The 22,818-nt window shown below is 40.7% G+C and carries 30 protein-coding genes and 2 pseudogenes; 8 read left to right on the top strand and 24 right to left on the bottom strand.

The genetic code is table 11. The features are described from left to right. Positions 1 to 2 precede the first annotated feature (2 nt). The 14 genes from D2C78_02690 to D2C78_02625 are packed head-to-tail and all read right to left on the bottom strand — an operon-like array spanning position 3 to position 6,161. Positions 3 to 548, bottom strand: a complete 546-nt coding sequence (locus D2C78_02690) for a 50S ribosomal protein L5 (GenBank protein ID QEF34947.1) — start codon at positions 546 to 548, stop codon at positions 3 to 5. A gap of 12 nt (positions 549 to 560) precedes the next feature. Next, on the bottom strand, positions 561 to 782 hold the full coding sequence (locus D2C78_02685; GenBank protein QEF34946.1) for a 50S ribosomal protein L24: 222 nt from the start codon (positions 780 to 782) through the stop codon (positions 561 to 563). Then, on the bottom strand, positions 782 to 1,150 hold the full coding sequence (locus tag D2C78_02680; GenBank protein QEF34945.1) for a 50S ribosomal protein L14: 369 nt from the start codon (positions 1,148 to 1,150) through the stop codon (positions 782 to 784). The genes D2C78_02685 and D2C78_02680 overlap by 1 nt, the downstream gene beginning before the upstream one ends. Positions 1,151 to 1,152: 2 nt before the next feature. Then, a complete protein-coding gene (locus D2C78_02675) occupies positions 1,153 to 1,413 on the bottom strand; it encodes a 30S ribosomal protein S17 (GenBank protein QEF34944.1) in 261 nt (86 codons plus the stop codon). Between the two features lie 14 nt (positions 1,414 to 1,427). Beyond that, complete coding sequence (locus D2C78_02670; GenBank protein QEF34943.1) at positions 1,428 to 1,628, bottom strand: 50S ribosomal protein L29; 201 nt, start codon at positions 1,626 to 1,628, stop codon at positions 1,428 to 1,430. Further along, positions 1,615 to 2,040, bottom strand: coding sequence for a 50S ribosomal protein L16 (locus D2C78_02665; protein QEF34942.1), 426 nt, complete (start codon positions 2,038 to 2,040; stop codon positions 1,615 to 1,617). Before D2C78_02665 ends, D2C78_02670 begins: the two co-directional genes overlap by 14 nt. Before the next feature lie 2 nt (positions 2,041 to 2,042). After that, positions 2,043 to 2,747, bottom strand: a complete 705-nt coding sequence (gene rpsC / locus D2C78_02660) for a 30S ribosomal protein S3 (protein ID QEF34941.1) — start codon at positions 2,745 to 2,747, stop codon at positions 2,043 to 2,045. Positions 2,748 to 2,750: 3 nt separating this feature from the next. Then, a complete protein-coding gene (gene rplV / locus D2C78_02655; GenBank protein QEF34940.1) occupies positions 2,751 to 3,119 on the bottom strand; it encodes a 50S ribosomal protein L22 in 369 nt (122 codons plus the stop codon). A 9-nt stretch (positions 3,120 to 3,128) separates the two neighbouring features. Next, on the bottom strand, positions 3,129 to 3,410 hold the full coding sequence (gene rpsS / locus D2C78_02650) for a 30S ribosomal protein S19 (GenBank protein ID QEF34939.1): 282 nt from the start codon (positions 3,408 to 3,410) through the stop codon (positions 3,129 to 3,131). 11 nt (positions 3,411 to 3,421) lie between these two features. After that, positions 3,422 to 4,252: a 50S ribosomal protein L2 gene (rplB, locus tag D2C78_02645; GenBank protein ID QEF34938.1), complete on the bottom strand. Its 831-nt coding sequence runs from the start codon at positions 4,250 to 4,252 to the stop codon at positions 3,422 to 3,424. Positions 4,253 to 4,267: 15 nt separating this feature from the next. Continuing rightward, on the bottom strand, positions 4,268 to 4,549 hold the full coding sequence (locus D2C78_02640) for a 50S ribosomal protein L23 (protein QEF34937.1): 282 nt from the start codon (positions 4,547 to 4,549) through the stop codon (positions 4,268 to 4,270). Positions 4,550 to 4,552: 3 nt separating this feature from the next. Continuing rightward, positions 4,553 to 5,200: a 50S ribosomal protein L4 gene (locus D2C78_02635; protein QEF34936.1), complete on the bottom strand. Its 648-nt coding sequence runs from the start codon at positions 5,198 to 5,200 to the stop codon at positions 4,553 to 4,555. Positions 5,201 to 5,234: 34 nt separating this feature from the next. Continuing rightward, positions 5,235 to 5,810 (bottom strand): 50S ribosomal protein L3, encoded by a 576-nt coding sequence (locus tag D2C78_02630; GenBank protein QEF34935.1) that lies wholly within the window; start codon positions 5,808 to 5,810, stop codon positions 5,235 to 5,237. Positions 5,811 to 5,846: 36 nt separating this feature from the next. Beyond that, on the bottom strand, positions 5,847 to 6,161 hold the full coding sequence (locus tag D2C78_02625) for a 30S ribosomal protein S10 (protein QEF34934.1): 315 nt from the start codon (positions 6,159 to 6,161) through the stop codon (positions 5,847 to 5,849). 163 nt (positions 6,162 to 6,324) lie between these two features. On the opposite strand from D2C78_02625, the gene D2C78_02620 reads away from it, so the two are divergent. After that, positions 6,325 to 7,455: an ATP-binding protein gene (locus tag D2C78_02620; protein ID QEF34933.1), complete on the top strand. Its 1,131-nt coding sequence runs from the start codon at positions 6,325 to 6,327 to the stop codon at positions 7,453 to 7,455. A gap of 181 nt (positions 7,456 to 7,636) precedes the next feature. Continuing rightward, on the top strand, positions 7,637 to 8,242 hold the full coding sequence (locus D2C78_02615; protein QEF34932.1) for a hypothetical protein: 606 nt from the start codon (positions 7,637 to 7,639) through the stop codon (positions 8,240 to 8,242). Here D2C78_02615 and D2C78_02610 read toward each other — a convergent pair. From D2C78_02610 to D2C78_02595, 4 genes and pseudogenes are all read right to left on the bottom strand, one after another. After that, positions 8,216 to 8,830 carry a ribonuclease HII gene (locus D2C78_02610; GenBank protein QEF34931.1) on the bottom strand — a complete coding sequence of 205 codons (615 nt, stop codon included), beginning with the start codon at positions 8,828 to 8,830 and terminating at the stop codon, positions 8,216 to 8,218. The two genes, D2C78_02615 and D2C78_02610, sit on opposite strands and share 27 nt — an antisense overlap. A gap of 30 nt (positions 8,831 to 8,860) precedes the next feature. Continuing rightward, on the bottom strand, positions 8,861 to 9,112 hold the full coding sequence (locus D2C78_02605) for a hypothetical protein (protein QEF34930.1): 252 nt from the start codon (positions 9,110 to 9,112) through the stop codon (positions 8,861 to 8,863). Between the two features lie 22 nt (positions 9,113 to 9,134). Further along, a complete protein-coding gene (gene fumC, locus D2C78_02600; GenBank protein ID QEF34929.1) occupies positions 9,135 to 10,526 on the bottom strand; it encodes a class II fumarate hydratase in 1,392 nt (463 codons plus the stop codon). Then, a pseudogene (locus D2C78_02595) lies at positions 10,484 to 10,665 on the bottom strand (hypothetical protein). Before D2C78_02595 ends, fumC begins: the two are co-directional and overlap by 43 nt. Positions 10,666 to 10,701: 36 nt before the next feature. On the opposite strand from D2C78_02595, the gene D2C78_02590 reads away from it, so the two are divergent. The 4 genes and pseudogenes from D2C78_02590 to D2C78_02575 all read left to right on the top strand — a co-directional run bounded on the left by D2C78_02590 (position 10,702) and on the right by D2C78_02575 (position 16,460). After that, positions 10,702 to 11,079: a copper resistance protein gene (locus D2C78_02590; protein QEF34928.1), complete on the top strand. Its 378-nt coding sequence runs from the start codon at positions 10,702 to 10,704 to the stop codon at positions 11,077 to 11,079. A gap of 4 nt (positions 11,080 to 11,083) precedes the next feature. Next, on the top strand, positions 11,084 to 12,322 hold the full coding sequence (locus tag D2C78_02585) for a hypothetical protein (GenBank protein QEF34927.1): 1,239 nt from the start codon (positions 11,084 to 11,086) through the stop codon (positions 12,320 to 12,322). Further along, a complete protein-coding gene (locus tag D2C78_02580; GenBank protein ID QEF34926.1) occupies positions 12,319 to 13,338 on the top strand; it encodes an efflux RND transporter periplasmic adaptor subunit in 1,020 nt (339 codons plus the stop codon). Before D2C78_02585 ends, D2C78_02580 begins: the two co-directional genes overlap by 4 nt. Beyond that, a pseudogene (locus D2C78_02575) lies at positions 13,339 to 16,460 on the top strand (efflux RND transporter permease subunit). It begins immediately after the preceding gene. Here D2C78_02575 and D2C78_02570 read toward each other — a convergent pair. The 3 genes from D2C78_02570 to dnaJ are packed head-to-tail and all read right to left on the bottom strand — an operon-like array spanning position 16,441 to position 18,597. Beyond that, entirely contained in the window at positions 16,441 to 16,797 is a 357-nt protein-coding gene (locus D2C78_02570; protein ID QEF34925.1) for a hypothetical protein, read from the bottom strand. The pseudogene D2C78_02575 and the gene D2C78_02570 sit on opposite strands and share 20 nt — an antisense overlap. Further along, positions 16,791 to 17,477 carry an azaleucine resistance protein AzlC gene (azlC, locus tag D2C78_02565; protein ID QEF34924.1) on the bottom strand — a complete coding sequence of 229 codons (687 nt, stop codon included), beginning with the start codon at positions 17,475 to 17,477 and terminating at the stop codon, positions 16,791 to 16,793. Before azlC ends, D2C78_02570 begins: the two co-directional genes overlap by 7 nt. 10 nt (positions 17,478 to 17,487) lie before the next feature. Beyond that, positions 17,488 to 18,597 (bottom strand): molecular chaperone DnaJ, encoded by a 1,110-nt coding sequence (dnaJ, locus tag D2C78_02560; GenBank protein ID QEF34923.1) that lies wholly within the window; start codon positions 18,595 to 18,597, stop codon positions 17,488 to 17,490. 124 nt (positions 18,598 to 18,721) lie between these two features. On the opposite strand from dnaJ, the gene D2C78_02555 reads away from it, so the two are divergent. Continuing rightward, positions 18,722 to 19,858, top strand: a complete 1,137-nt coding sequence (locus D2C78_02555; GenBank protein QEF34922.1) for a hypothetical protein — start codon at positions 18,722 to 18,724, stop codon at positions 19,856 to 19,858. Positions 19,859 to 19,901: 43 nt separating this feature from the next. On the opposite strand, the gene mnmA is transcribed toward D2C78_02555, so the two are convergent. Further along, complete coding sequence (gene mnmA, locus D2C78_02550) at positions 19,902 to 20,930, bottom strand: tRNA 2-thiouridine(34) synthase MnmA (protein ID QEF34921.1); 1,029 nt, start codon at positions 20,928 to 20,930, stop codon at positions 19,902 to 19,904. A gap of 140 nt (positions 20,931 to 21,070) precedes the next feature. On the opposite strand from mnmA, the gene D2C78_02545 reads away from it, so the two are divergent. Beyond that, positions 21,071 to 21,832, top strand: coding sequence for a J domain-containing protein (locus D2C78_02545; GenBank protein QEF34920.1), 762 nt, complete (start codon positions 21,071 to 21,073; stop codon positions 21,830 to 21,832). Here the strand turns inward: D2C78_02545 and nadD are convergent. Together nadD and nikR are read right to left on the bottom strand one after the other, a co-directional pair. Beyond that, on the bottom strand, positions 21,829 to 22,353 hold the full coding sequence (gene nadD, locus D2C78_02540) for a nicotinate (nicotinamide) nucleotide adenylyltransferase (GenBank protein QEF34919.1): 525 nt from the start codon (positions 22,351 to 22,353) through the stop codon (positions 21,829 to 21,831). The two genes, D2C78_02545 and nadD, sit on opposite strands and share 4 nt — an antisense overlap. Further along, positions 22,337 to 22,783: a nickel-responsive transcriptional regulator NikR gene (gene nikR / locus D2C78_02535; GenBank protein ID QEF34918.1), complete on the bottom strand. Its 447-nt coding sequence runs from the start codon at positions 22,781 to 22,783 to the stop codon at positions 22,337 to 22,339. Before nikR ends, nadD begins: the two co-directional genes overlap by 17 nt. Positions 22,784 to 22,818 lie beyond the last annotated feature (35 nt).

Genomic DNA, 22,818 nt, shown 5'->3' with positions numbered 1-22,818 from the left:
CCTTATCTCACTTTTGCAAAAGGCAATCCAAGCAATTCTAACAACTTGAACGCTTCTTTATCGTTGTCCGTAGAAGTTACCATAGTGATGTTCATGCCATGACTGACCATAATATCATCATAAACCACTTCCGGGAAAATCAACTGCTCATTGATCCCAAAGGTGTAATTCCCACGCCCATCAAAACCATTTCGTGAAATCCCTCTAAAGTCTTTCACTCTGGGTAATGAAATCACAATCAGCTTTTCTAAGAAATTATACATGCGTTTATTCCTTAAGGTAACTTTCGCCCCTACCGCCATGCCTTCTCTGATCTTAAAGCCTGCAACGGATTTTTTCGCTTTAGTGATAACCGCTTTTTGCCCTGCAATCAAAGAAATCGTTTGCGCGATATTTTGCATGATTTTCATGTCTTTTGCATGAGCCCCAGCGCCCACGCTGATAACGATTTTTTCTAGCTTGGGTAAAAGCATGGGGTTTTTGATGTCTAATTCTTGAGCGAGTTTTGCCCTCACTTCATTTTGATAAAATTGTTTCAAACCAAACATGTATCTAACTCCTTAGGCTTTCTTCACATTGGAAATGTGCATGGGCTTTTCTTTATGGATAAAGCCCCCTTTAGGGTTATCATCGGTAGGTTTAATCGCTTTTTTCACCACTTTACACCCTTCAACAACCACTTGAGAAGTCTTAGGCAACACCGCTAAAACCTTAGCGACCTTACCCTTATCATCTCCTGCAATGACTTTCACCATGTCATTTTTTTTGATTTCGCTTTTCATTATACAACCTCCGGCGCTAGAGAAATAATTTTCATGAAATTAGCGTAACGCACTTCTCGGCTCACGGGCCCAAAAATCCTTGTGCCAACCGGATCTTTTTTAGCGTCCAAAATCACCGCTGCATTGTCATCAAAACGCACCAAAGAACCATTTTTCCTTTGGATTTCTTTTTTCGTTCTCACCACAACGGCTTTGACTACTTGACCGCGTTTCACCTTACCATTAGGGATAGCTTTTTTCACGGAAGCCACGATCACGCTACCCACGCTCGCATAGCGTTTATGGCTGCCTCCTAACACCTTAATGCACATGATTTCTTTAGCGCCGCTATTGTCAGCGACATTCAATCTTGTAAAACTCTGTATCATGCTTATACTCCCACTACTAAAATTTCTTTAAGCGTGAAAGACTTGGTTTTAGAAAGCGGTCTGCACTCAATCGCGCTCACAAAATCCCCTACTTTCACCTGATTGTTTTCATCATGGATGGTGTATTTTTTAAACTTTTTAACAATCTTGCGGTATTTTTCATGCACCACTTTTCTTTCCACAAGAATCACAGCGCTTTTTTCAGCAAACTTGCTGATAACCTTGCCTTGCACTAACCTCTTATGCGGCTCTTTCGTATTCATTGCTTACCCTTTTTTTACTCAACGCTAGAAGAATAATGCGCATTAATGGCCGTGTTAATGCGAGCGATATTTCTTCTGGCTTTCTTAATCTCGTTAGGATTACTCAATTGCATAGCCTTTAACTTAACGCGCAACTCAAAAAGCTCCGCTTTTTTAGCATGCAACAACTCTTCTAATTCCTTGATACTTTTATCTTTCAATTCAGTATATTTCATTTTCGCTCTCACAAGTTACAATTTTGGTTTTAAAAGGAAGTTTGCTCTGAGCTAACGCTAAAGCTTCTCTCGCTAGTCCTTCTTCAATGCCTAGCATTTCATAAACGATTCTGCCCGGCTTGATATTCATCACCCATTTCTCCACAGAGCCTTTACCTTTACCCATCCTGGTTTCTAAAGGTTTAGCGGTCAAAGGCTTATCAGGGAACACTCTAATCCACACCTTACCCGCTCTTTTAATGTGCCTTGTCATGGCCACCCTTGCGGATTCAATCTGGCGTGAATCAATCCTCCCATGCTCTATGGCTTTAATCGCAATATCCCCAAACGCAATAGAGTTACCACGATGGGCTTTCCCACGGTTGCGCCCTTTCATTTGCTTTCTGTATTTTGTTCTTTTTGGCATTAACATGATTATTGCCTCCCTCTTCTGCTTCTTCTAGGCTCTCTTTCTTCTTTAGCCTCTTCTTTTTTCTCAAATTGGATGCCTTTTTGCAAAACTTCCCCTTTGAAAATCCACACTTTCACGCCAATAATACCATATACCGTCATCGCTTCAGCAAAGCCGTAATCAATCTTAGCCCTCAAGGTGTGTAAAGGCACGCGCCCTTCCATATACCATTCGGTGCGAGCGATTTCAGCCCCTGCTAAACGGCCAGAAACGCGCACCTTGATCCCTTTAGCGCCGGATTTTAACGCCGCTTGCATGACCTTTTTCATCGCGCGGCGGAAAGCGACCCTTTTTTCTAGCTGGGTGGCTACATTTTCTGCGGCTAATTGGGCGTCAGCTTGGGGGCGTTTGACTTCTTTAATATTAATGGAGACTTCTTTTTTGATGAGCGTTTTTAAGCCATCTTTGACCTTTTCAATATCCACGCCTTTTTTACCAATGATAAGCCCTGGGCGAGCCGCTACAACCGTAACGCGCAGTTTTTTAGCCGCTCTTTCAATCACAATCTCGCTCACGCCAGCGTAATAAAGCTCTTTTTTAAGGAATTTCCTAATCTTATTGTCTTCATCAATATTGCTTGGAGCGGTGCGAGCGCTAGGGAACCATCTGGAAGTCCAATTCCTATTAATACCTAATCTCAAACCTACCGGATTAACTTTTTGTCCCATGCCCTACTTACCTTCTGCTTGATTTTTTTTATGGCTTTTAGAAGATTTCATTTCTTTCCCTTCTGCTACTTCTACGAATACATGAGATGTTGGCTTTCTAATGGCTGTGGCTCTGCCTTTAGCCCTTGGAATGGAGCGCCTAAGCACAGGGCCAGCATCCACTCTGCAAGAAACAATTAAAGCGCTCTTGGCGTCTAATGAGCCGTTAGCGACCGCAGAAGCCACCACTTTTGAAAGCACTCTAGCCGCTTTATTGGGCGTAAATTCCAAACTAGCGATCGCTAATTCAGCGTTCATGCCTTGAATCTGTCTTGCAATCAATCTGGCTTTAGTAGGAGATAACCGCACAAATTTTAATAACGCTTTACTCATTCTACCCCCTTACTTGCCAATCTTTTTTTGGACACTGCCTTTGTGCCCTTTAAAAGTTCTTGTAGGAGCGAATTCCCCTAACTTATAACCCACATGGTTTTCTGTGATATACACAGGGACAAAAACCCTTCCGTTATGCACATTATAAGTAAAACCAATCATTTCAGGCAAAATGGTGCTTCTTCTAGACCATGTTTTAATCGGGCGGTTATCCTTGCCCTCTTTTGCCTTGAGCGTTTTTTTCATCAAGTGGTCGTCTATAAAAGGACCCTTTTTAATTGACCTAGACATTCTTTAACCCTTTATTTATGTTTCTTTCTGGAAATGATGAGCTTGTCGCTAGCTTTTTTCTTTCTCGTTTTATAGCCCTTAGCCGGAGTGCCCCAAGGCGATACAGGATGACCGCTTGTCCCTGTTTTACCCTCACCCCCACCATGCGGGTGATCCACTGGGTTCATAGCGCTACCACGAGTTTGTGGGCGAATGCCTCTGTGGCGGTTACGCCCTGCCTTACCGATAGAGACATTGATAAAATCCTCATTCCCTACCACGCCAACACTCGCCATGCATTCGCTTAAAATGTAGCGCATTTCAGAGCTTGGCATCCTAAGAATGGTGTATTTATTTTCTCTACCCATGATTTGAGCGCTCATCCCCGCGCTTCTGGCTAATTGCCCGCCAGCCCCTGGATGCATTTCAATATTATGCACCACCGTTCCTATAGGGATATTTTTTAACTTCATCGCAAAACCCACTTTAATATCCAAACCGCCTTCAGCAGCGATAACGCTATCGCCTACTTTCAAGCCGCTTGGCTGTAAGATATAGCGTTTGTCCCCATCAGGATAGACTACAAGAGCGATGCGCGCGTTTCTGTAAGGATCATACTCAATCGCAGCCACTTTCCCTTCAATATTGTATTTGTTGCGCTTGAAATCAATAATGCGGTAGAGTTTTTTAGCCCCTCTCTCTTTGTGGCGGCTGGTGATGCGCCCGTTATTGTTTCTCCCTGCTGTCGCTTTAAGCTTAGTGAGTAAGCCTTTGACACTGCTTTTTGCGGTAATGTCTTTAGAGTCCAACACCGACATGAAGCGTCTGCTTGGGGTGTAGGGCTTATAAGTTTTAATCGCCATAACGCTTTCTCCTTTCTACGCGCCAAGGGCGGCAATGCTAGCGCCCTCTGGAACTTTCACATAAAATTTCTTAAACGACTTTCTTTGTCCAAGCTTCCCTCTAAAGCGTTTCACCTTACCCTCTTGTTTCAAAGAATTGATCTTCAAAGGCTCAAAGCCAAAGTAAGTTTTAAACACTTCTTTGAGCTGGTTTTTGGTTACATTTTGAGCCGTTTGAACCACTAAAACGCCTTTTTCTTGCAATCCTAATGACTTTTCAGTGTAAAGAATTGACTTTATATCCATGATGTCTGCCATTTTTTACTCCTCTGTCTTATCTTGCACCACATGCTGAAACGCTGCTTCTTCCATCACAACAGAGCTAAACGCCGCTAAAAGATAAGCGTTCAACTCGCTCACATCAATAATAAGGCATTTTTTAAGGTTACTAAAGGCTAACTCGGTGTATTCGTCCATGTTCATGCACACAAACAAAGTGTCTCGTTGCTCTAAAGCCTGGAACATTTGGTTGGCTTCTTTAGTCAAATGCTTTCTTTTATTGTCTTCAACCACGCCTTTTATAGCGATTTTTTCCACCACAAAAAGCTTATTCGCTTGCGCTTTTTCTTCTAAAGCGTATTCTAAAGCCAAGCGTTTTTGTTTTTTATTGATTTTAAGGTTGTAGTTGCGGTTGTTAGTGGCCCCATGAGAAACACCCCCACCCACAAACACAGGCGAAGTGATGCTCCCTGCTCTGGCTCTTCCGCCCCCTTTTTGCGCCCAAGGCTTCCTACCGCCCCCACTCACTTCAGCGCGGTTTTTACTTTTAGCGGTATTAGCGCGCGCAGAAGATAAATAATGTTTCACATAAAGATAGAGGTTATGGCTGTTGATGCCCTCATATCTTTTAGGTAACTCCACGCTACCCTTTTCTTTCAAATGGCTGTCTAAAACGATGGCCTTACTCATATCAAACCCTTTATATTGTATTCAATGTATGGTTTTATACCGCTCTAATGCGTCCATAAGCCCCAGAAAAGCCGGCCACTGAACCCTTTAGCGCTAACACCATACTTTCTTTATCAAAAGAGAGCACCTCGTTTTGGCAAGTAACTAGCTCATTGCCATAATGCCCTGCCATTTTCCTACCCTTTTGCACTCTTCCTGGCCATTCTCTGTTACCAATAGAACCAGGGCGGCGATGGAAACGACTCCCATGAGCGGCAGGCCCGCCTTGGAAATTCCAACGCTTCATCACCCCCGCAAAGCCTCTCCCTTTAGTTTTAAAGCTCGCTTTAACCCTTTTAAGCGTTTCTAAAGCGCTCAAATCCAAATCGCCCAACTCTTTTTGTTGGGAAGCTTTTAAGGTAGCGAAATGGTTAAACTCTTTACTGAGTTGGTATTTCTTTTGCTGGCCTTCAATCGCCTTATTGTGTTTTTTATGCATCGCATAGGCCACTAAAGCTTTCCCGTTTTCTAATTGGCACACTTTCGCTTGCAAGACTTTAAGCAAGGTTACAGGCGTGCTGTTAGCGTCAATGGTGCGACTCATGCCTATCTTTTGAACTAAAAATTCCATATCTAACCCTTATTTTATTATCTCAATGCGTTAGGACTACTTCGTTTCCATAGAGGTTACTTCTACATCCACTTCAGGAGCTAAATCCAACTTCATCAAGCTATCCACGGTTTCTGGGGTGGCCGAGATAATATCAATCAATCGGCTATAAACCCTAATCTCAAACTGCTCTCTTGAATCCTTATTGACATGCGGGGAGCGTAAAACGGTGTAACGCTTATTCTTAGTCGGTAAAGGGATAGGCCCTCTAATTTCAGAACCTGAGCGCTTTACGGCTTCCACGATAGCCACAACAGAGCGATCCAACACTCTATGGTCATAAGCTTTGAGCTTCAACCTGATTTTTTCCATAAACTCTCCTAAAAGAACTCGTTTTATCCGTTACTAAAAACAGAATAAAACAATAAAATAAAAACTGAAATACTACTCAAAATGCACCATTTAGTCAATAACTTTTGCTATTTTTAGGGATTTTTAGAGATTTTTACTTCCTTTTTATAAGGAAATAGAAAAAATGCGCTACGATTATCTTAATCCCATCTCATTTGAAAGGAAGTTCATGCCCCTTTCTTGCTTGCACCCTTTTGGGCCTTTTGAAACCCCTAAAGAGCCGGCTTTAAACAACCCGCTTTTAAAGGTGCATTCAAGCGATAAAATCTGTCTTTTAGGGCCGATGAAATCCGGTAAAACCACTTTAGCCCTCAAACTAGCGAAGGATTTTAAAAACCCTGTGTATATCAATTACAATGACATGCGCTTGAACAAAAACATTCTAAGCTCATGGCTTTTAAAATGGCATTTAGAAAAGAAAATGGATTTACTCATTTTAGATCATATTGACCGCTTGGATTTCAGCCTGCCTAAGCTTCCTAAAATCGTTCTTATCCCTAATTATTTAAGCCCCATAACAGCGCCAGATTGCAGCTTGTGCTATGCGTTAGGGTTGAATTTTAAAGAATATATTAGCTTTTTCAAACCCAACACCCCTAAAAACACCCTGTTTAACCGCTTTTTAAAAGACGGCAACGCTTTAGATTCGCTTTTTACAGAAAACGAGCAACAAAAAATCCTAAAAAAACAAGAAAATATCAAATTAATCTTTCAAGCTTACGCCCCCTTAATGGCTAAAATCTGCTCGTATCAATCTAAGTTTGTGAGCGCTTTTTATCTTTATACGCAACTCAAAAAAGAGCTTAAGATCTCTAAAGACACCCTTTATAAATTGTTGCACGCGCTAGAAAACCAGCGCATCATTTTTTTAGCCCCCAGTTTTGAAAACAATAAAACCAAATTGTATCTGTGCGATTTTGCCTTGCCTTATAGCCTAACTCCTAGCCCCTCGCTTTTAAGCGTTTTTGAAAACATGGTTTTTTTAGAGCTTTACAAGCAATTCCCAAATTATGAGCTTTACTCCCATGATAACGGGATTTTTATCTTGCGAAATCCTACCAGTAAGCTCGCCCTCATCGCCCACGCTTTCCCCACGCCCCATTTTTTAGAAAAACAGCTTTCTTGGTGCCACAAACATGGGTTTTTAAATATCGTGGTGGTTTCTATCAACGCCCCCATTTCAGCCAATAATCCCCCCTACAAACACCTCAATTTCATTGATTTTTCTTTGGATGTTCAATCTATTTTGGTATAATAGTTATTATGTATTTATGTATTTATGTATTTATGTATTTATGTATTTAATATTATTACTAAATTTTTTAATTGATTATTTAATATTTTTTATTTTTTCTTAAGCTAACTCGCTATAAGCTATCCCAGTATTTCGCTTTTTTGAGAAATACCACCTACCCTAAAAGCGTAGGGCGTTTTTAATATTCTTTTATAGAAAGGAAGCTATAATGAACGCATTGAAAAAATTAAGTTTCTGCGCCTTGCTATCCCTAGGCCTCTTCGCTCAAACAGCGCATGCTAAGAGTTTGAAAGACACGATTAACTACCCTGATTGGCTTAAAATCAATCTTTTTGACGACAAGAAACCGCCCAATCAATATGTCGGATCGGCTTCAATTTCGGGTAAAAGGAACGATTTTTACGCCAACTATATCCCCTATGATGACAAATTGCCCTCTGAAAAGAACGCTGAAGAAATCGCTCTTTTAAGGGCCAGAATAAACGCTTACAGCTCGTTAGAGAGCGTTTTAATCACTAAAATGCACCATCGCATTGTTAAAGCGCTTCAAGTTAAAAATAACGTTATCAGCTATTTATTCGGGCTTGTTGATTTTTTAACGTCTAAATCCATTTTGGCTAAAAGGTTCGTGGATGCCATCAACCATCGTGTGTATGTTATGGTGCAATTCCCTTTCATTCAGCCTGAAGATCTTATCGCTTACTTTAAAGCCAAACGCATCAGTCTTTCTTCAACGAGCGCTACCCATCTCAGCACCATTTTAAATAAGGCGTTGTTCCACATCTAAAAGTTTGGGAATTAACAAGCGGTTTTTAAGCGTGAAGCTATGCCGATGAAAAGGCGTAGCCCCTAGCTTAATAATCGCTTCTATATGCTGTTTAGTCCCATACCCGCAATTCTTATCCCAGCTGTATTCCTTAAACAAAGCGTGCAATTGTCGCATTTCTCTGTCCTTAAAAGCTTTCGCTAAAACAGACGCCATAGCGATTTGAGCGATCTTTTCATCGCCCTTGATGATGGTTTGTATATTGGGGTAGCGTTTGTTCAAGCCAAACGCCGTGTTGCCATCTATCTTTATTTCATTGGCTAAAGGGCAACCATTTTCTACAATTTCTTGCACAGCGAGCTTCAAACACGCCCCCAAACCCAAGCTATCAATTTCATTCGCGCTTTTTTTAACCACGAAAAACTTGACCTCATCATGCGTTTTGATTTTATCTTCCAAGAAAAAGCGCTTTTTTAGGCTGAGCTTCTTGCTGTCTTTTAAACCCATTTCTAAAAACTCTAAGGCCGTTTTTTCATTACACACCACCCCAGCCACAAAAAGCGAACCAGCCAAACACCCCCTACCCGCTTCATCAATACCTAAAATCATTGATACGCAACCAAACCGGTATCAAAATCCCTACTCACACGCTCCATGCGTTATCCTGTTTCCTCTTAATTTCTTAATAAACTCTGTTAATTCTTTTTCAAAGTTTTTCACGCTTTTTCTGTCGCTTGGCGATGAAGGGATCGTCAAAACATGCACTCCATCAGTCAGCTTGGCATGCTTGCCTCCAGGTTCCAAATAAAGATTCAAATCTTTATTGTCATGCAACGCCTCTTTTAAGATCTTACGGATCTCTTTGCAATGAGTGGCTTTTTCAGGATTCATCTCGCACGCCCGCCCAAGGTTTTTAAGCCTTAGGCCCGATCATCTTTTCAGGCACCACGAATTGGTCAAAATCTTCAGCGCTCAAGAGTTTCAGTTCCAGCGCGCTTTCTTTTAAAGAAATGCCTTTTTTGTGGGCGTTTTTAGCGATTTTAGCGGCGTTTTCATAGCCTACATGCGGGTTTAGGGCGGTTACTAGCATTAAAGAATGGTGCAAGTAATAATCAATCTTTTCTCTATTAGGCTCAATACCGATCGCGCAATGGACATTAAAACTTTCCATGCTATCGCTTAGTAGCCTTAAACTTTGCAAGAAATTATAAATGATCACCGGCTTGAACACGTTCAATTCAAAATTACCCTGACTGGCCGCAATGCCAATAGCGGTATCATTCCCCATCACTTGCACGGCCACCATTGTCATCGCTTCGCATTGCGTGGGATTGACTTTACCGGGCATAATAGAACTGCCCGGCTCGTTTTCAGGGATATTAAGCTCGCCCAAACCACAGCGCGGCCCGCTCGCAAGCCATCTAATATCGTTAGCGATTTTCATTAAATTCGCCGCTAAAGCCTTAAAAGCCCCATGCGCATAAGCGATAGCGTCATGGCTAGTGAGCGCATGGAATTTATTGGGTGCAGAGATGAATTTCACCCCGCTAAACTGACTCAATTCTTCAGCCACTTTTTCGCTCAATTCTTTATGAGCGTTTAGCCCGGTGCCTACCGCCGTCCCGCCTATGGCTAATTCCCTTAAATGCTCCAAACTCTCTAAAATTTGTTGTTTAGAATGCTCTAACATGCTCGCATACCCGCTAAATTCTTGCCCCAAAGTTAAAGGCGTAGCGTCTTGCAAATGCGTGCGCCCGATTTTGACAATCTCTTTAAATTGTTGGCTTTTGTCTTTAAAGGTTTTTAACAGATTCTCTAAACTAGGCAGTAGTTTATGCGTGATTTCTAGCACGCTCACAACGTGCATTGCGGTAGGGAAAGTGTCGTTGGAGCTTTGAGACATGTTCACGTCATCGTTAGGGTGGATGAGTTTTTTCTCTCTGAAATTACCCCCTAAAATTTCTGTAGCCTTATTGGCAATGACTTCATTGAGATTCATATTCGTTTGAGTCCCGCTCCCTGTTTGCCATATCGCTAGGGGAAACTCGCCGCACAGCTCGCCTTTTAAAATGCAATCGCACGCCTTGATAATGGCTTGGGATTTTTCTGGGCTTAATTTCCCTAACTTGTGATTGACAACCGCCAGACTCCTTTTGAGTTTGGCAAATGCGCCAATGAGTTCTTTAGGCATTTTTTCGGTGCCAATTTTAAAGTTTTCAAGACTGCGTTGCGTTTGAGCCCCCCAGTATTGGCTATCATCCACTTGAATTTCGCCCATCGTGTCATGTTCAATTCTAAATTGCATGCTAATCCTTTGAAATTTGATTTTAAAACCTTAAAAAAATAGCATAAACTCTTATACCTTCTACTTAAAAACCCTAATTTTTTTAAAAACAATTTCCACAATTTTTACACAAAAGAAAGTTATCATTCACCCGCAACAAGAATTTTCTTGTTATCTTAATTTAAAGGTCAAAACGATGAAAAAGTTAGCCGCTTTATTTTTAATAAGCGCATTGGGGGTTATGAGTTTAAACGCATGGGAGCAAACCCTAAAAGCGAATGACTTGGAAGTGAAAATCAAATCCGTGGGCAACCCCATTAAAGGCGACAACACTTTCGTGCTTAGCCCCACTTTAAAAGGTAAGGCTTTAGAAAAAGCTATCGTTAGGGTGCAGTTTATGATGCCTGAAATGCCTGGCATGCCAGCGATGAAAGAAATGGCGCAAGTGAGTGAAAAAAACGGCATTTATGAAGCTAAAACCAATCTTTCCATGAACGGGACATGGCAGGTTAGGGTGGATATTAAATCTAAAGAGGGCCAGGTTTATCGCGCTAAAACAAGCTTGGACTTATAAGCACATGCTGTCTTTTATAAGCGCGTTTGATAAAAGGGGTGTTTCAATACGCCTTTTAACAGCCTTGTTACTGCTTTTTAGTTTGGGTTTGGCTAAAGATTTAGAGATCCAATCTTTTGTGGCTAAATACCTTTCTAAAAATCAAAAAATACAAGCCTTACAAGAGCAAATTGACGCTTTAAATTCTCAAGAAAAAGCCGTTAGCAAATGGGATAACCCTATTTTGTATTTAGGCTACAACAACGCTAACGTGAGCGATTTTTTCAGGCTGGATAGCACCTTAATGCAAAACATGAGCTTGGGTTTGTCTCAAAAAGTGGATTTAAATGGTAAAAAACTCACGCAATCTAAAATGATCCATCTAGAAAAACAAAAAAAGATATTAGAGCTTAAAAAAACCAAGCAGCAATTGGTGATTAATTTAATGATAAACGGCATTGAAAATTATAAAAACCAACAAGAAATAGAGCTTTTAAACACAGCGATTAAAAATTTAGAAAACACCCTCTATCAAGCCAACCATTCCAGTTCGCCTAATTTAATAGCGATCGCCAAGTTAGAAATTTTAAAATCGCAATTAGAAATCAAAAAAAACAATTTAGAAGAAGCGCTCTCTAGCAGCCATTATTCCATGGGTGAATTGACTTTTAAAGAAAACGAGCTTTTAAGCATTGCCCCTAAAAATTTTGAATTTAATAAGGAGCAAGAGTTATATAACATCAGCACCACTAATTACGATATTGCGATCGCCAGGCTTGATGAAGAAAAAGCGCAAAAAGACATCACTTTGGCTAAAAAAAGCTTTTTAGAAGACATAAACGTTACCGGGGTGTATTATTTCCGCTCCAAACAATACTATAACTACGACATGTTTAGCGTCGCTTTGTCTATCCCTTTGCCTCTTTATGGCAAGCAGGCCAAATTAGTGGAACAAAAGAAAAAAGAAAGCCTGGCGTTTAAAAGCGAAGTGGAAAACACCAAAAACAAAACGCGCCACCTGGCCCTAAAACTCCTTAAAAAATTAGAAACCTTGCAAAAAAACCTGGAAGCGATCAATAAAATTGTAAGGCAGAATGAAAAAATCGTGCAAATTTATGCGCTTGATTTGAAAACTAATGGCGATTACAACGCTTATTACAACGCTTTTAACGACAAAATCACAACTCAAATCACCCAGCTTGAAACCTTAAGCGCTCTCAATAGCGCTTATTTGTCCTTACAAAACCTTAAAGGATTAGAATGAAACGGCTTTTATTGTTAGCCCTATTTTTTAGCCTCTTATTGGCTAACGCTCAAGAAATTAAAGAAACTCAAGAGACTAAAGAAACTAAAGAAGCTAAAAGCCAAACCCGTTTTAATATTTCCACCACTAAGGTTATAGAAAAAGAATTCGCCCAGAGCCGGCGCTATTACGCGATTTTAGAGCCTAATGAAGCGCTGATTTTTTCTCAAACCCTGCGTTTTGATGGCTATGTGGAAAAGCTTTATGCGAATAAAACCTATACCCCCATTAAAAAGGGCGATAGACTATTGAGCGTGTATTCCCCTGAATTAGCGGGCGTTCAAAGCGAGTTGTTATCATCATTGAAATTCAACCAGCAAGTGGGAGCGATTAAAGAAAAATTAAAACTACTAGGGCTAGAAAACTCTAGCATTGAAAAAATCATTAGCAGCCACAAGGTTCAAAATGAAATGACTATTTACTCTCGCTTCAGTGGCGTTATCTTTAAAAAAAGCCCGGATCTCAATGAGGGGAGCTTTTTTAAAAAAGGGCAAGAGTTGTTTCAAATCATAGATTTAAGCCAATTGTGGGCGCTTGTTAAAGTCAATCAAGAGGATTTAGAGTTTTTAAAAAACACGCATAAAGCGATCTTGTTCGTAGAAGGGATTAAAGGCGAGCAAGAAATCACGCTTGAAAACATCAACCCCATCATAAATGCGCAAGATAAAATGCTAGAAGCGCGCTTCAATGTGCCTAATCTTAAACAGCTTTATTACCCTAACATGTTCGCTCAAGTAGAAATCTTTCAAAAACCACAAAAAATGAAGATTTTGCCTAAAGAAGCGGTTTTGATTAAAGGGGGGAAAGCTATCGTGTTTAAAAAAGACGATTTTGGCTTAAGCCCGTTAGAAATTAAAGCCGTCCGCTTGAGCGATGGGAGTTATGAAATTTTAGAGGGTTTAGAAGTGGGTGAAGAAGTCGCTAATAACGCTTTATTCGTGCTAGACGCTGACGCTCAAAACAATGGGGATTATTGAATGATAGAAAAGATCATTGATTTAAGCGTTAAAAACAAACTCCTTACCACTCTAGTCACTCTACTCATTTTCTTAGCCTCTTTGTGGGCGATAAAAAGCGTTCGTTTAGACGCTTTGCCGGATTTAAGCCCCGCTCAAGTGGTCGTGCAGATCACTTACCCCAATCAAAGCCCTAAAATCGTGCAAGAGCAGGTTACTTACCCACTAGTTTCTACTTTCATGAGTATCGCTAACATTGACACGGTTAGGGGGATTTCTAGCTATGAAAGCGGCTTGATTTACATCATTTTTAAAGACGGCGTCAATTTGTATTGGGCCAGAGATAGGGTTTTAGAGCAGCTAAACCGAGTGAATAACCTCCCTAAGGACGCTAAAGTGGAAATAGGGAGCGATTCCACTTCTATTGGTTGGGCGTATCAATACGCCTTATCTAGCGATAGCAAGAATTTGAGCGATTTGAAAGTCTTGCAAGATTTTTATTACCGCTATGCGCTTTTGGGGGTTGATGGGGTGAGTGAGGTCGCAAGCGTGGGGGGCTTTGTGAAGGATTATGAAGTAACGCTTCAAAACGATTCTTTGATCCGTTATAACTTGAGTTTGGAGCAAGTCGCTAATGCGATTAAAAATTCCAATAACGATACCGGTGGGGGGTTATTTTAGAAAACGGGTTTGAAAAAATCATAAGATCGCATGGCTATATCCAATCTTTGAACGATTTAGAAGAAATTGTCCTTAAAAAAGAAGGGGCTATCCCTTTAAAGATTAAAGATATAGCCAGCGTTAGGCTAGTGCCAAAACCGCGCAGAGGGGCAGCCAATCTCAATGGTAATAAGGAAGTGGTGGGGGGGATTGTGATGGTGCGCTATCACGCTGACACTTATAAGGTGCTTAAAGCCATTAAAGAAAAAATCGCCACCCTACAAGCGAGTAACCCTGATGTGAAAATCACCAGCGTGTATGACAGGAGCGAATTGATTGAAAAAGGCATTGACAATTTGATCCACACGCTCATAGAAGAAAGCGTCATTGTGCTAGTCATTATTGCGATTTTCTTACTGCATTTCAGGAGCGCTTTAGTGGTGATTATCACTCTGCCTTTAAGCGTGTGTATTAGTTTCTTACTCATGCGTTATTTCAATATTGAAGCGAGTATCATGAGTTTGGGGGGCATTGCGATCGCTATAGGGGCGATGGTGGATGCGGCGATTGTGATGGTGGAGAACGCTCACAAGCATCTGCAACGCATTGATACGAAAGATGAGATTCAAAGGGTTAATGCCATCATGCAAGGGGTTAAGCATGTGGGGGGCGCGATATTTTTTGCTTTGATGATCATTGTGGTTTCTTTCTTGCCAATTTTTGCACTCACCGGTCAAGAAGAAAAGCTTTTTGCCCCTTTAGCTTACACCAAAACCTTTGCCATGCTAGTGGGAGCGCTGCTTTCTATTACGATAGTCCCTATTTTAATGGTATGGCTCATTAAAGGGCGGATTTTAGAAGAGTCCAAAAACCCCATTAACGCTTTTTTCATGAAAATTTATGGCGTGAGTTTGAAGGTTGTGCTTAAGTTCAGATACGCTTTTTTAATAGCGAGCGTTGTGGGTTTAGGGGGATTAGTTGTAGCGTATAAAAAACTCAACTGGGAATTTATCCCCCAAATCAATGAAGGGGTAATCATGTATATGCCTGTAACCATTAATGGCGTGGGCATTGACACCGCTTTAGAATACTTAAAAAAAAGTAATGCCGCTATCAAGCAACTGGATTTTGTCAAACAGGTTTTTGGTAAAGTGGGGCGCGCTAACACCAGCACCGATGCTGCCGGTTTAGGAATGATAGAAACCTACATTGAATTAAAGCCACAAAACGAATGGAAAGAAAAGCTCAGTTATAAAGAAGTTAGGGACAAATTAGAAAAAACCCTGCAATTAAAAGGCTTGACTAATTCATGGACTTACCCCATTCGTGGGAGGACGGACATGCTCTTAACCGGCATTAGAACGCCCCTAGGCATCAAGCTCTATGGTAACGATACGGACAAATTACAAGAATTAGCGATCCTTATGGAGCAACAGCTCAAAACCCTAAAAGAGAGTTTGTCCGTCTTTGCCGAGCGATCGAATAACGGCTACTACATCACGCTGGATTTGAACGATGAAAATCTGGCTCGTTACGGCATCAATAAAAGCGCCGTGTTAGATGCGATTAAATTCGCTCTGGGCGGAGCCACGCTCACCACCATGATTAAGGGCGTAGAAAGCTACCCCATCTCTTTACGCTTAGAAGACACCGAAAGAAACACCATTGAAAAATTAAAAAACCTCTACATCAAAACCGCTTACAATTACATGCCCTTAAGGGAATTAGCCCATGTGTATTACGACAATTCGCCGGCGGTGCTAAAGAGCGAAAAGGGCTTGAACGTGAATTTTATTTATATTGTGCCGCAAAATGGTATCAGCTCTGATACTTACAGGCAACTGGCTCAAAAAACGCTAGAAAAAATCCAATTGCCTAGCGGGTATTATTATGAATTTAGCGGCGAAAGCCAGTATTTAGAAGAAGCGTTTAAAACCTTACAATACATCGTGCCGGTGAGCGTGTTTATCATTTTTATTTTAATTGTCTTTGCTTTAAAGAATCTCACTAATTCCTTATTATGCTTTTTCACTCTGCCTTTTGCGTTTTTGGGGGGGTTGATTTTTATGAATCTCATGGGATTTAACATGAGCGTGGCGGCGTTAGTGGGCTTTTTGGCCCTTTTAGGGGTAGCGAGCGAAACGGCTATTGTGATGATTATTTATTTAGAAGACGCGTTTCAAAAATTCATCAAAACCCCCTTAAAAGAGCAGACGACTACCGCCTTAAAAGAAGCTATCATGCATGGGGCGGTGCTTAGGGTAAGGCCCAAGCTGATGACCTTTTTTAGCATTTTAGCTTCACTCATTCCTATCATGTATAGCCATGGCACCGGTAGTGAAATCATGAAATCCATTGCCGCGCCCATGCTAGGGGGCATGATAAGCAGCGTTGTTTTAACGCTTTTTATTATCCCTACGGCGTATTTTGTGATTAAAAACGCTAGGGTTAAAAACGCTAGGGTTAGGAAACATGAATATTAAAAAAAGCCTTTTCTAACGCATGGCTTTGGACTAAAACCATATAAAGAATGGTAGGGAGCGTGATGCTTAAAACAAACACCTTAAAAATGCGGTGTAAAAGGATAACGGACAAAAAAGCGGTGATTTCATTGATCCCATAAGGGGGTTTTAAAATGTGAATGTCTTTAAAACAATAAACCACGAGCATGCCTATCACTGAGCATGATAAAGCCCTACCCAAATAACGCACAAAGTCGTTGGGCGGATTTTTAGCGTTAAATACCATAAAAGGCCAGATGCGCGTGAAATAAGTCGTTATTATGATGACTAAAATAATGAGTATAGAATGCATTAACATTCTAACTGCTTTCTAAACAACATAAGAGCAAGCACCATTAAAACTAAAGCGATGAGCAAAAAGTATTCAGTCCCAAAGAACGCTAAACAAACGACCGCAATAATAATCCCAAGCCATGCGTTTTTATGATTCGTGGTGCGTTTGTATTGCTCCATGAACAGCACGATAAAAATCGCTGTCATCACAAATTCCATGCCTTGAGTGTCAAAAGAAAAATGCGAACCCACTAACGAACCCACTAACGAGCCAAAAATCCAATAAGAGTGGTTGAGTAAGGAAATGCTAAAAATAAAGTCTTTTTCACTCACCCCCTCTTTAGGAGCGTATAAATTCAATAACGCAAAGGTTTCATCCGTGAGCGCGTGCGCTAAATAGGGCAAACGCCATTGGGTGTTTTTAAATCGATCTAGCATAGAAAGCGCATAACAAGTCTGTCTCGCATTCACTAACAAGCTCACAATAACGACATTCATCAAGCCCGCTTGCGCGCTTAAAAGCGTGATCGCTACAAATTGCACCGCCCCAGCGTAGATGAATAACGACATGAACAAAGCGACTTTATAATCATAGCCATGCTGGACTAAAAGCATTCCAAAAGTCATTCCCATAAGCAAATACCCTAAAAAGATAGAAATGGTATGAGGGAAAGCGTCTTTAAAAGCTTTTAGAAACTCGCGCACCAATAACCTTTTATTTAAACCAGTCTTTAATTTTAGAAACGCAAGTTTCTAAAACGCCTTTATGCGGTTCGCCCTCATAGCCAAAACTCGCATGCAATTTTTCCAATAACCCTTGCTGCTCTTTATTCAAGCTTTTAGGATAAATCACTTGCAACACCACGATCAAACTCCCCCTATAAGAGCTTTCGGGGTGCTTCACGCCCTCGTTTCTAAACGCAAAAGTTTGCCTGTCTTTGGCGTTTCTAGGGATTTTTAATTCCAATTCGCCTCCTCTTAAAGACGGCACTTTAATCGTATGCCCTAAAGCGATAGTGGTGAAAAATACCGGCGCTTCAATGAACAAATCACAGCCTTCGCGCTTGAAATGCTCATCTTCTTTGACTCGCGCTTCTAAATACAAATCCCCTCTTTTTCCCTTCTCGTATTCGTTGCCTTTATTTTTAAGCACCATGCGGTTTTGATCATCAATGCCCTCAGGGATCATTGCATCAATTTCTTCATCTTTAAGAATGTAGGTTTTACCCTTACACGCTTGGCATGGGGTTTTAATGGTTTTGCCCTTGCCTTTACACGCCCCACAAGTTTGTGCAAAACTCATAAAACCTTGGCGTATAAACACCTGCCCCTGCCCGTTGCATTGCTTGCAATTCTCTAGGGCTTTGTCTTTAGCACCTGTGCCATCGCAACTTTCACAAACGCTCTGGTATTGGACCTTAATGGTTTTTTTACAGCCAAAAACCGCTTCTTTAAAACTCAATTCAATCATTTGCAAATAATCCGGCGCGATAGAGCTTTTTTGCCTTTTACTCTCTCTAGCGCCAAAGCCAAAAGCGTCTTCAAAAAACGATCCTAAATCTTCAAAAAAATCAGAAAAATCGCTCTGGCTTGCACCGGCTTGGTTTAAGCCTTTTTTACCATATCTATCGTATAAGGCCCGTTTCTTTTCATCGCTTAACACCCCATAGGCTTCATTGATGAGCTTGAACTTTTCTTCGGCTTCTTTATCGCCGGCGTTTCTGTCTGGGTGGTATTTTAAAGCCAGCTTTCTGTAAGACTTTTTAATGGTCTCTTGGTTGCTGTGTTTTTCCACTTCTAAAATTTCATAATAACTCAATTCCACGATCGCTCCAAAAATGGCATCAAAACGCTTATTTTATCTTAAAAGCGATAATTTTGCGTGTTTTAGCGCATGCCAAAACTTAGATAAAATAACACGATGAAACTATAGTAATAAAGATAACCCCATGAGATTTTTTTGCTTCTTTTTATTTTTTCTAACCTTTTCAAACGCGCAGATAATGATGACCTTTGATTCCCAAACTAATGCCAAACTTTCGCGCTCCAACGAACAGCTTTCTGACATGCTCTATAAACTCAATGAAAGTTTAAGAATCTATCAAAACGTGCTTTCCAACAATCAGGATCAACTTAAAGAAATCAAAAAGGCTAACAGCACCCTAAATAGCCAGAGGCGTTTTTTTAACGCTAGTCAGATCCGCCTTATGGACACTGATGCGTTATTGAAACAAAGCGCTTTGGAATTAGAAAAATTACAAGCTTTAGAAAAACGCTTAAAAGAGAGCATGGAGCAAGAACGCTTAATCAAAGAATCCCAAACGCTTTTCTTGCAAGAGCATTGCCCTTATTTGAGCGGCGTTAAGAATTTAGAAGAGGCGTCAAACGCTTTAGAAGTCCAAGAAAAAAACAACGCCCTTTTCTTACTCAAAGAGCCTAAACTCGCCCAATTGCTCTCACGATTGGATTTGATGAGCGCTTTAAACGCCTTATGCGATCAGGTTTTAGAAAATGAAATACAGGATCAACAATCCCATAACAAAACCCTAGAATACAACGCCCTTATGAACCATGATTTTCAAGCCTATAAAGCCATGCGTTTGAAAAAAATTAAAAACAAGCTTCAAAGCCAAATCCAAGCTAAAGAAGACGCCCTAAAAACCTTTTTACCCCTAGAAAAACGCCTAGAAACTTTAAAATCGCGCTTTTTATGCGATAAAGAAAATCTAAAATCATGCGCTAACCAATTGCGCCAACGCTACCAAAACGCCCTTATAGAGCGAGATAAGGAATTAAAAAACGCTAAAAACAACAAAGAAAAGCATGCTCTAATCCTAGCCAATTACGAACACACTTTAAAAACCTTGAATATAGAATTTTTAAGCGAATTGAGTGAGCAAATGGCGTTTTTGAATGAGACCATGGCGTTAAACGCCCGAGTTTTAGCCCTTTTAGCCAAACAGCATGCCAAAACGCCAAAGCCTTCCAATTTGAGCGGTGATTTGAGCGATAAAAAGGCTTCCATTAAAAATATTCGCCTAGATCCGCATGGATTCCCTAGCTTTGAAAATTTTAAGTGGGAGTGAGTGTTTAAAAAAGCGATCAACTAGGCTATGAGCGCAAAAAACCCTAAACGATCACGCCCCCGCCAAGCAAGATGTCATTTTGATAAACGACTAAGGCTTGCCCTTTAGCCACGCCATAAAAAGGCTCTTTAAACTCCACTTCAATCACCTCATCTTTCAAGCTCACAAACGCTTTAGCAGGCACGCTCCTGTAACGAGCCTTGATAGAATATTCGCCCTTTTTAAAATCTTTCATCAAAGATTTGTTTTTAGCTTTGAGGAAACGCGTGGCGAGATCTTCTTTTTTGCCCACGACTAGCTCGTTCTTTTTAGCGTCAATCCCCACCACAAAATGCGGTTCTAACGCCCCCTTAATGCTGAAGCCTTTGCGTTTGCCAATCGTGTATTGCATATAGCCCTTATGCGTGCCAATGATTTCGCCTTGTAAATTCTTCACCACGCCCTCTTTTTCCACTTCAACATGCTTTTTTAAAGTGTCAATGTAGCTTTTTTCCACAAAGCAAATTTCTTGAGATTCCTTATAAGTCTCTAAAGTGCCTAAAAAAGGCATCGCACTCAAGGCTAAAGGCTTAATATCCTTTTTTAACAAATCCCCTAAAGGGAACACCAATTTAGCGATCACTTCATGCTCTAAAGCGTATAAAAAATAGCTCTGATCTTTAGTTTTATCCAAAGCCTCTTGAATATAACTCACCTTGTCAATTTCTTTGACTCTCGCATAATGCCCGGTAGCGATCTTTTCACACCCTAATTTTAAAGCGTGATCTAAAGCTAACCCAAACTTCATTAAAGGGTTGCACAACGCGCATGGGTTAGGGGTTTGCCCCTCTTCATAAGCACTGATAAATTCATCATAAACCGCGCTTTTAAAATCCTTTTGAAAATCCAACACCTCTAAAGGAATGCCTAAAAACTCGCACGCTTTTTGAGCGTTTTTGATGTATAAATCATGCTTTTTTTCACTCGCATGGAGTTTTAAATAAATCCCCACTAATTCATGCCCTTGCTCTTTTAAGCTATAAGCGCTATAAGAGCTATCCACCCCCCCACTGAGTAATACCGCTATTTTCATTTTTGTATCTTTCATCATTAGTATGTGGCTTGTAGTCTAGCGCAAAAACCATTCATAACTACCTTTTTTAACCATTGGCATGCTAAAATACGCCTAATATTTTTTAAAACCACCTAAAACGCATGGAGAAAATAAGGGCAATGGCCAAAATTGAATTGTTAGCCAGATTCACGCAAATCGCGCTCCCTAACAGCCACCCTTTGTTGAAAAAAGTTTTAAACTACGCCAAAAAGCATTTCAGCCAGTGCCACATGCTCTCTTCATCGCTGCTCATTTTAAACGACACGGAATGTTTTAAAAAAAACTACTTGCTCAATTGGGTTTATCATGCCCTTGAATGCGCACATGAGAAAGACATTAGCATGCATTCTTTAGAAGAGATTTTACAAAAAAGCCGCTTGCCCATACGCATCAAAATCATCAATCAAAACACGCTTTTAGAAAAGATAGAGGTGAAAGTTTTAACCTTTGGGGCAGAATACGTGCTCTTTATCACCAAGCACCCTATCGCTAAGCGCTTTTTACGCCAAAAATTTAGCGGCTATGTGTTTTTAGAAACCCAAGATGAATTGCATATAAGAGGCGATTCAGAGCGTTTTTGGGAACTCATTGTAACGCTCAATGAAAATAGAATCGTCCATAACGCATGCTTAGATTTCATCTATCCTAATGGCTTTGGCAAGGACAGCTACACCACTATGGCTGAACGCAAATTAAAAGAATGCTATAAAACGCTAGGGTTTATCAAACATGAAAATTTTAGCGAAGTGAAAAAGCGCTATTTGGAGTTGGCTAAAACCTACCACCCTGATTTGTGCGATCTGAAAGAAAAAAAGGCTCTTTATGCCAAACGCTTCGCTATCATTCAAGAAGCCTATAGCCACATTAAAAAACACGCTTAAACCCCCAAACCAGCCCTAATCGCGCTAGAAGAAATCGGCGCGTCAATGCCCTTTAAAGGGTGGTAGTGTCCCTTAAACTGGATCTCTTCATAGCCAATCCTTTCAAAAACCACTAATTCCACCCTTTTTAAAAGCTCTGTAGCATTAGTCCAAGAAGAAAGATGCCTCAAGCAATCCGCTCCTATGACTAAATAAAGCGTTTTAGGGCGGTAGAGTTTTTGGAAATGAAGAACGCTTTCTATCGTAGGCACAGCCCTTTCTTGCTTGATTTCAAAATCGCTCAACAGCACCCTAGGCATTCCCTTTAAAGCTCTTTCTAATTCCTTAAAACGGGTTTGTGCGTCCAAAAAACATGGCTTTTTAAAAGGGTTTTGATAAGCGGGCAAGACAATGAGCTGAGCGAAGGGCAGTAATTCTAAAGTTTGCTCAATAATGGCTAAATGAGCCTTGTGCAAGGGATCAAAACTCCCTCCATAGAGCGCTAATTCTTTGTATTTTAAGACATTATTCATTGTATTCAAAGCTAGACGCCTTAGTCAATTTAGCGAATTTAACCCCCCTAAGCCCCCCAATTTCTAATTGCAAGCGTTGGATTTCAAGCGAATTGCCTTGTAAAATAATCGTCTCCAAACAATTATGCTCATCCATATGAATGTGCGTGGTGCATAAAACATGCGTCCCGCTGGCATGCTGGATGTCTATCATGCGCTGGTTCAATTCCCTTTGATGGTGATCATAAATCACCACAAGCACGGCGATCTTACTCTCATCATTAGGGTTATCTTCTGCCCAATTGTCTTCTACTAATTTTTCCCTGATCATGTCGCGCACTAATTCTGAGCGAGAAGAATAGCCGTTTTTAATGATGCGGTTGTCTAATTCGTCTAATAAATTTTGTTGTAAAGAAACCGAAAAGCGGATGATTGAATCGTCTTTATTGGGTGTATCCATTTGAGAAAAATCCTTTTTTGGCATGAGTTCGTTAA

It is taken from the genome of Helicobacter pylori, from assembly GCA_008032935.1.
Classification (GTDB): domain Bacteria; phylum Campylobacterota; class Campylobacteria; order Campylobacterales; family Helicobacteraceae; genus Helicobacter; species Helicobacter pylori_CX.
The sequence above is the reverse complement of the archived record's forward strand: the minus strand, read 5'-3'. Positions and strand labels throughout refer to the sequence as shown.

What these genes read in the sequence shown, in the direction of transcription:
- D2C78_02675 (QEF34944.1), bottom strand. Translation starts at nt 1,413, where the DNA reads ATGAATACGAAAGAGCCGCATAAGAGGTTAGTGCAAGGCAAGGTTATC.
- mnmA (QEF34921.1), bottom strand. Translation starts at nt 20,930, where the DNA reads ATGAAAATAGCGGTATTACTCAGTGGGGGGGTGGATAGCTCTTATAGC.
- D2C78_02580 (QEF34926.1), top strand. Translation starts at nt 12,319, where the DNA reads ATGAAACGGCTTTTATTGTTAGCCCTATTTTTTAGCCTCTTATTGGCT.
- D2C78_02685 (QEF34946.1), bottom strand. Translation starts at nt 782, where the DNA reads ATGAAAAGCGAAATCAAAAAAAATGACATGGTGAAAGTCATTGCAGGA.
- rpsC (QEF34941.1), bottom strand. Translation starts at nt 2,747, where the DNA reads ATGGGACAAAAAGTTAATCCGGTAGGTTTGAGATTAGGTATTAATAGG.
- D2C78_02605 (QEF34930.1), bottom strand. Translation starts at nt 9,112, where the DNA reads ATGAATCCTGAAAAAGCCACTCATTGCAAAGAGATCCGTAAGATCTTA.
- D2C78_02680 (QEF34945.1), bottom strand. Translation starts at nt 1,150, where the DNA reads ATGATACAGAGTTTTACAAGATTGAATGTCGCTGACAATAGCGGCGCT.
- D2C78_02555 (QEF34922.1), top strand. Translation starts at nt 18,722, where the DNA reads ATGAGATTTTTTTGCTTCTTTTTATTTTTTCTAACCTTTTCAAACGCG.
- D2C78_02635 (QEF34936.1), bottom strand. Translation starts at nt 5,200, where the DNA reads ATGAGTAAGGCCATCGTTTTAGACAGCCATTTGAAAGAAAAGGGTAGC.
- D2C78_02585 (QEF34927.1), top strand. Translation starts at nt 11,084, where the DNA reads ATGCTGTCTTTTATAAGCGCGTTTGATAAAAGGGGTGTTTCAATACGC.
- D2C78_02610 (QEF34931.1), bottom strand. Translation starts at nt 8,830, where the DNA reads ATGATTTTAGGTATTGATGAAGCGGGTAGGGGGTGTTTGGCTGGTTCG.
- D2C78_02665 (QEF34942.1), bottom strand. Translation starts at nt 2,040, where the DNA reads ATGTTAATGCCAAAAAGAACAAAATACAGAAAGCAAATGAAAGGGCGC.
- rpsS (QEF34939.1), bottom strand. Translation starts at nt 3,410, where the DNA reads ATGTCTAGGTCAATTAAAAAGGGTCCTTTTATAGACGACCACTTGATG.
- D2C78_02630 (QEF34935.1), bottom strand. Translation starts at nt 5,810, where the DNA reads ATGGAATTTTTAGTTCAAAAGATAGGCATGAGTCGCACCATTGACGCT.
- rplV (QEF34940.1), bottom strand. Translation starts at nt 3,119, where the DNA reads ATGAGTAAAGCGTTATTAAAATTTGTGCGGTTATCTCCTACTAAAGCC.
- D2C78_02640 (QEF34937.1), bottom strand. Translation starts at nt 4,549, where the DNA reads ATGGCAGACATCATGGATATAAAGTCAATTCTTTACACTGAAAAGTCA.
- D2C78_02625 (QEF34934.1), bottom strand. Translation starts at nt 6,161, where the DNA reads ATGGAAAAAATCAGGTTGAAGCTCAAAGCTTATGACCATAGAGTGTTG.
- nikR (QEF34918.1), bottom strand. Translation starts at nt 22,783, where the DNA reads ATGGATACACCCAATAAAGACGATTCAATCATCCGCTTTTCGGTTTCT.
- D2C78_02620 (QEF34933.1), top strand. Translation starts at nt 6,325, where the DNA reads ATGCGCTACGATTATCTTAATCCCATCTCATTTGAAAGGAAGTTCATG.
- D2C78_02545 (QEF34920.1), top strand. Translation starts at nt 21,071, where the DNA reads ATGGCCAAAATTGAATTGTTAGCCAGATTCACGCAAATCGCGCTCCCT.
- D2C78_02570 (QEF34925.1), bottom strand. Translation starts at nt 16,797, where the DNA reads ATGTTAATGCATTCTATACTCATTATTTTAGTCATCATAATAACGACT.
- D2C78_02670 (QEF34943.1), bottom strand. Translation starts at nt 1,628, where the DNA reads ATGAAATATACTGAATTGAAAGATAAAAGTATCAAGGAATTAGAAGAG.
- D2C78_02590 (QEF34928.1), top strand. Translation starts at nt 10,702, where the DNA reads ATGAAAAAGTTAGCCGCTTTATTTTTAATAAGCGCATTGGGGGTTATG.
- rplB (QEF34938.1), bottom strand. Translation starts at nt 4,252, where the DNA reads ATGGCGATTAAAACTTATAAGCCCTACACCCCAAGCAGACGCTTCATG.
- fumC (QEF34929.1), bottom strand. Translation starts at nt 10,526, where the DNA reads ATGCAATTTAGAATTGAACATGACACGATGGGCGAAATTCAAGTGGAT.
- D2C78_02690 (QEF34947.1), bottom strand. Translation starts at nt 548, where the DNA reads ATGTTTGGTTTGAAACAATTTTATCAAAATGAAGTGAGGGCAAAACTC.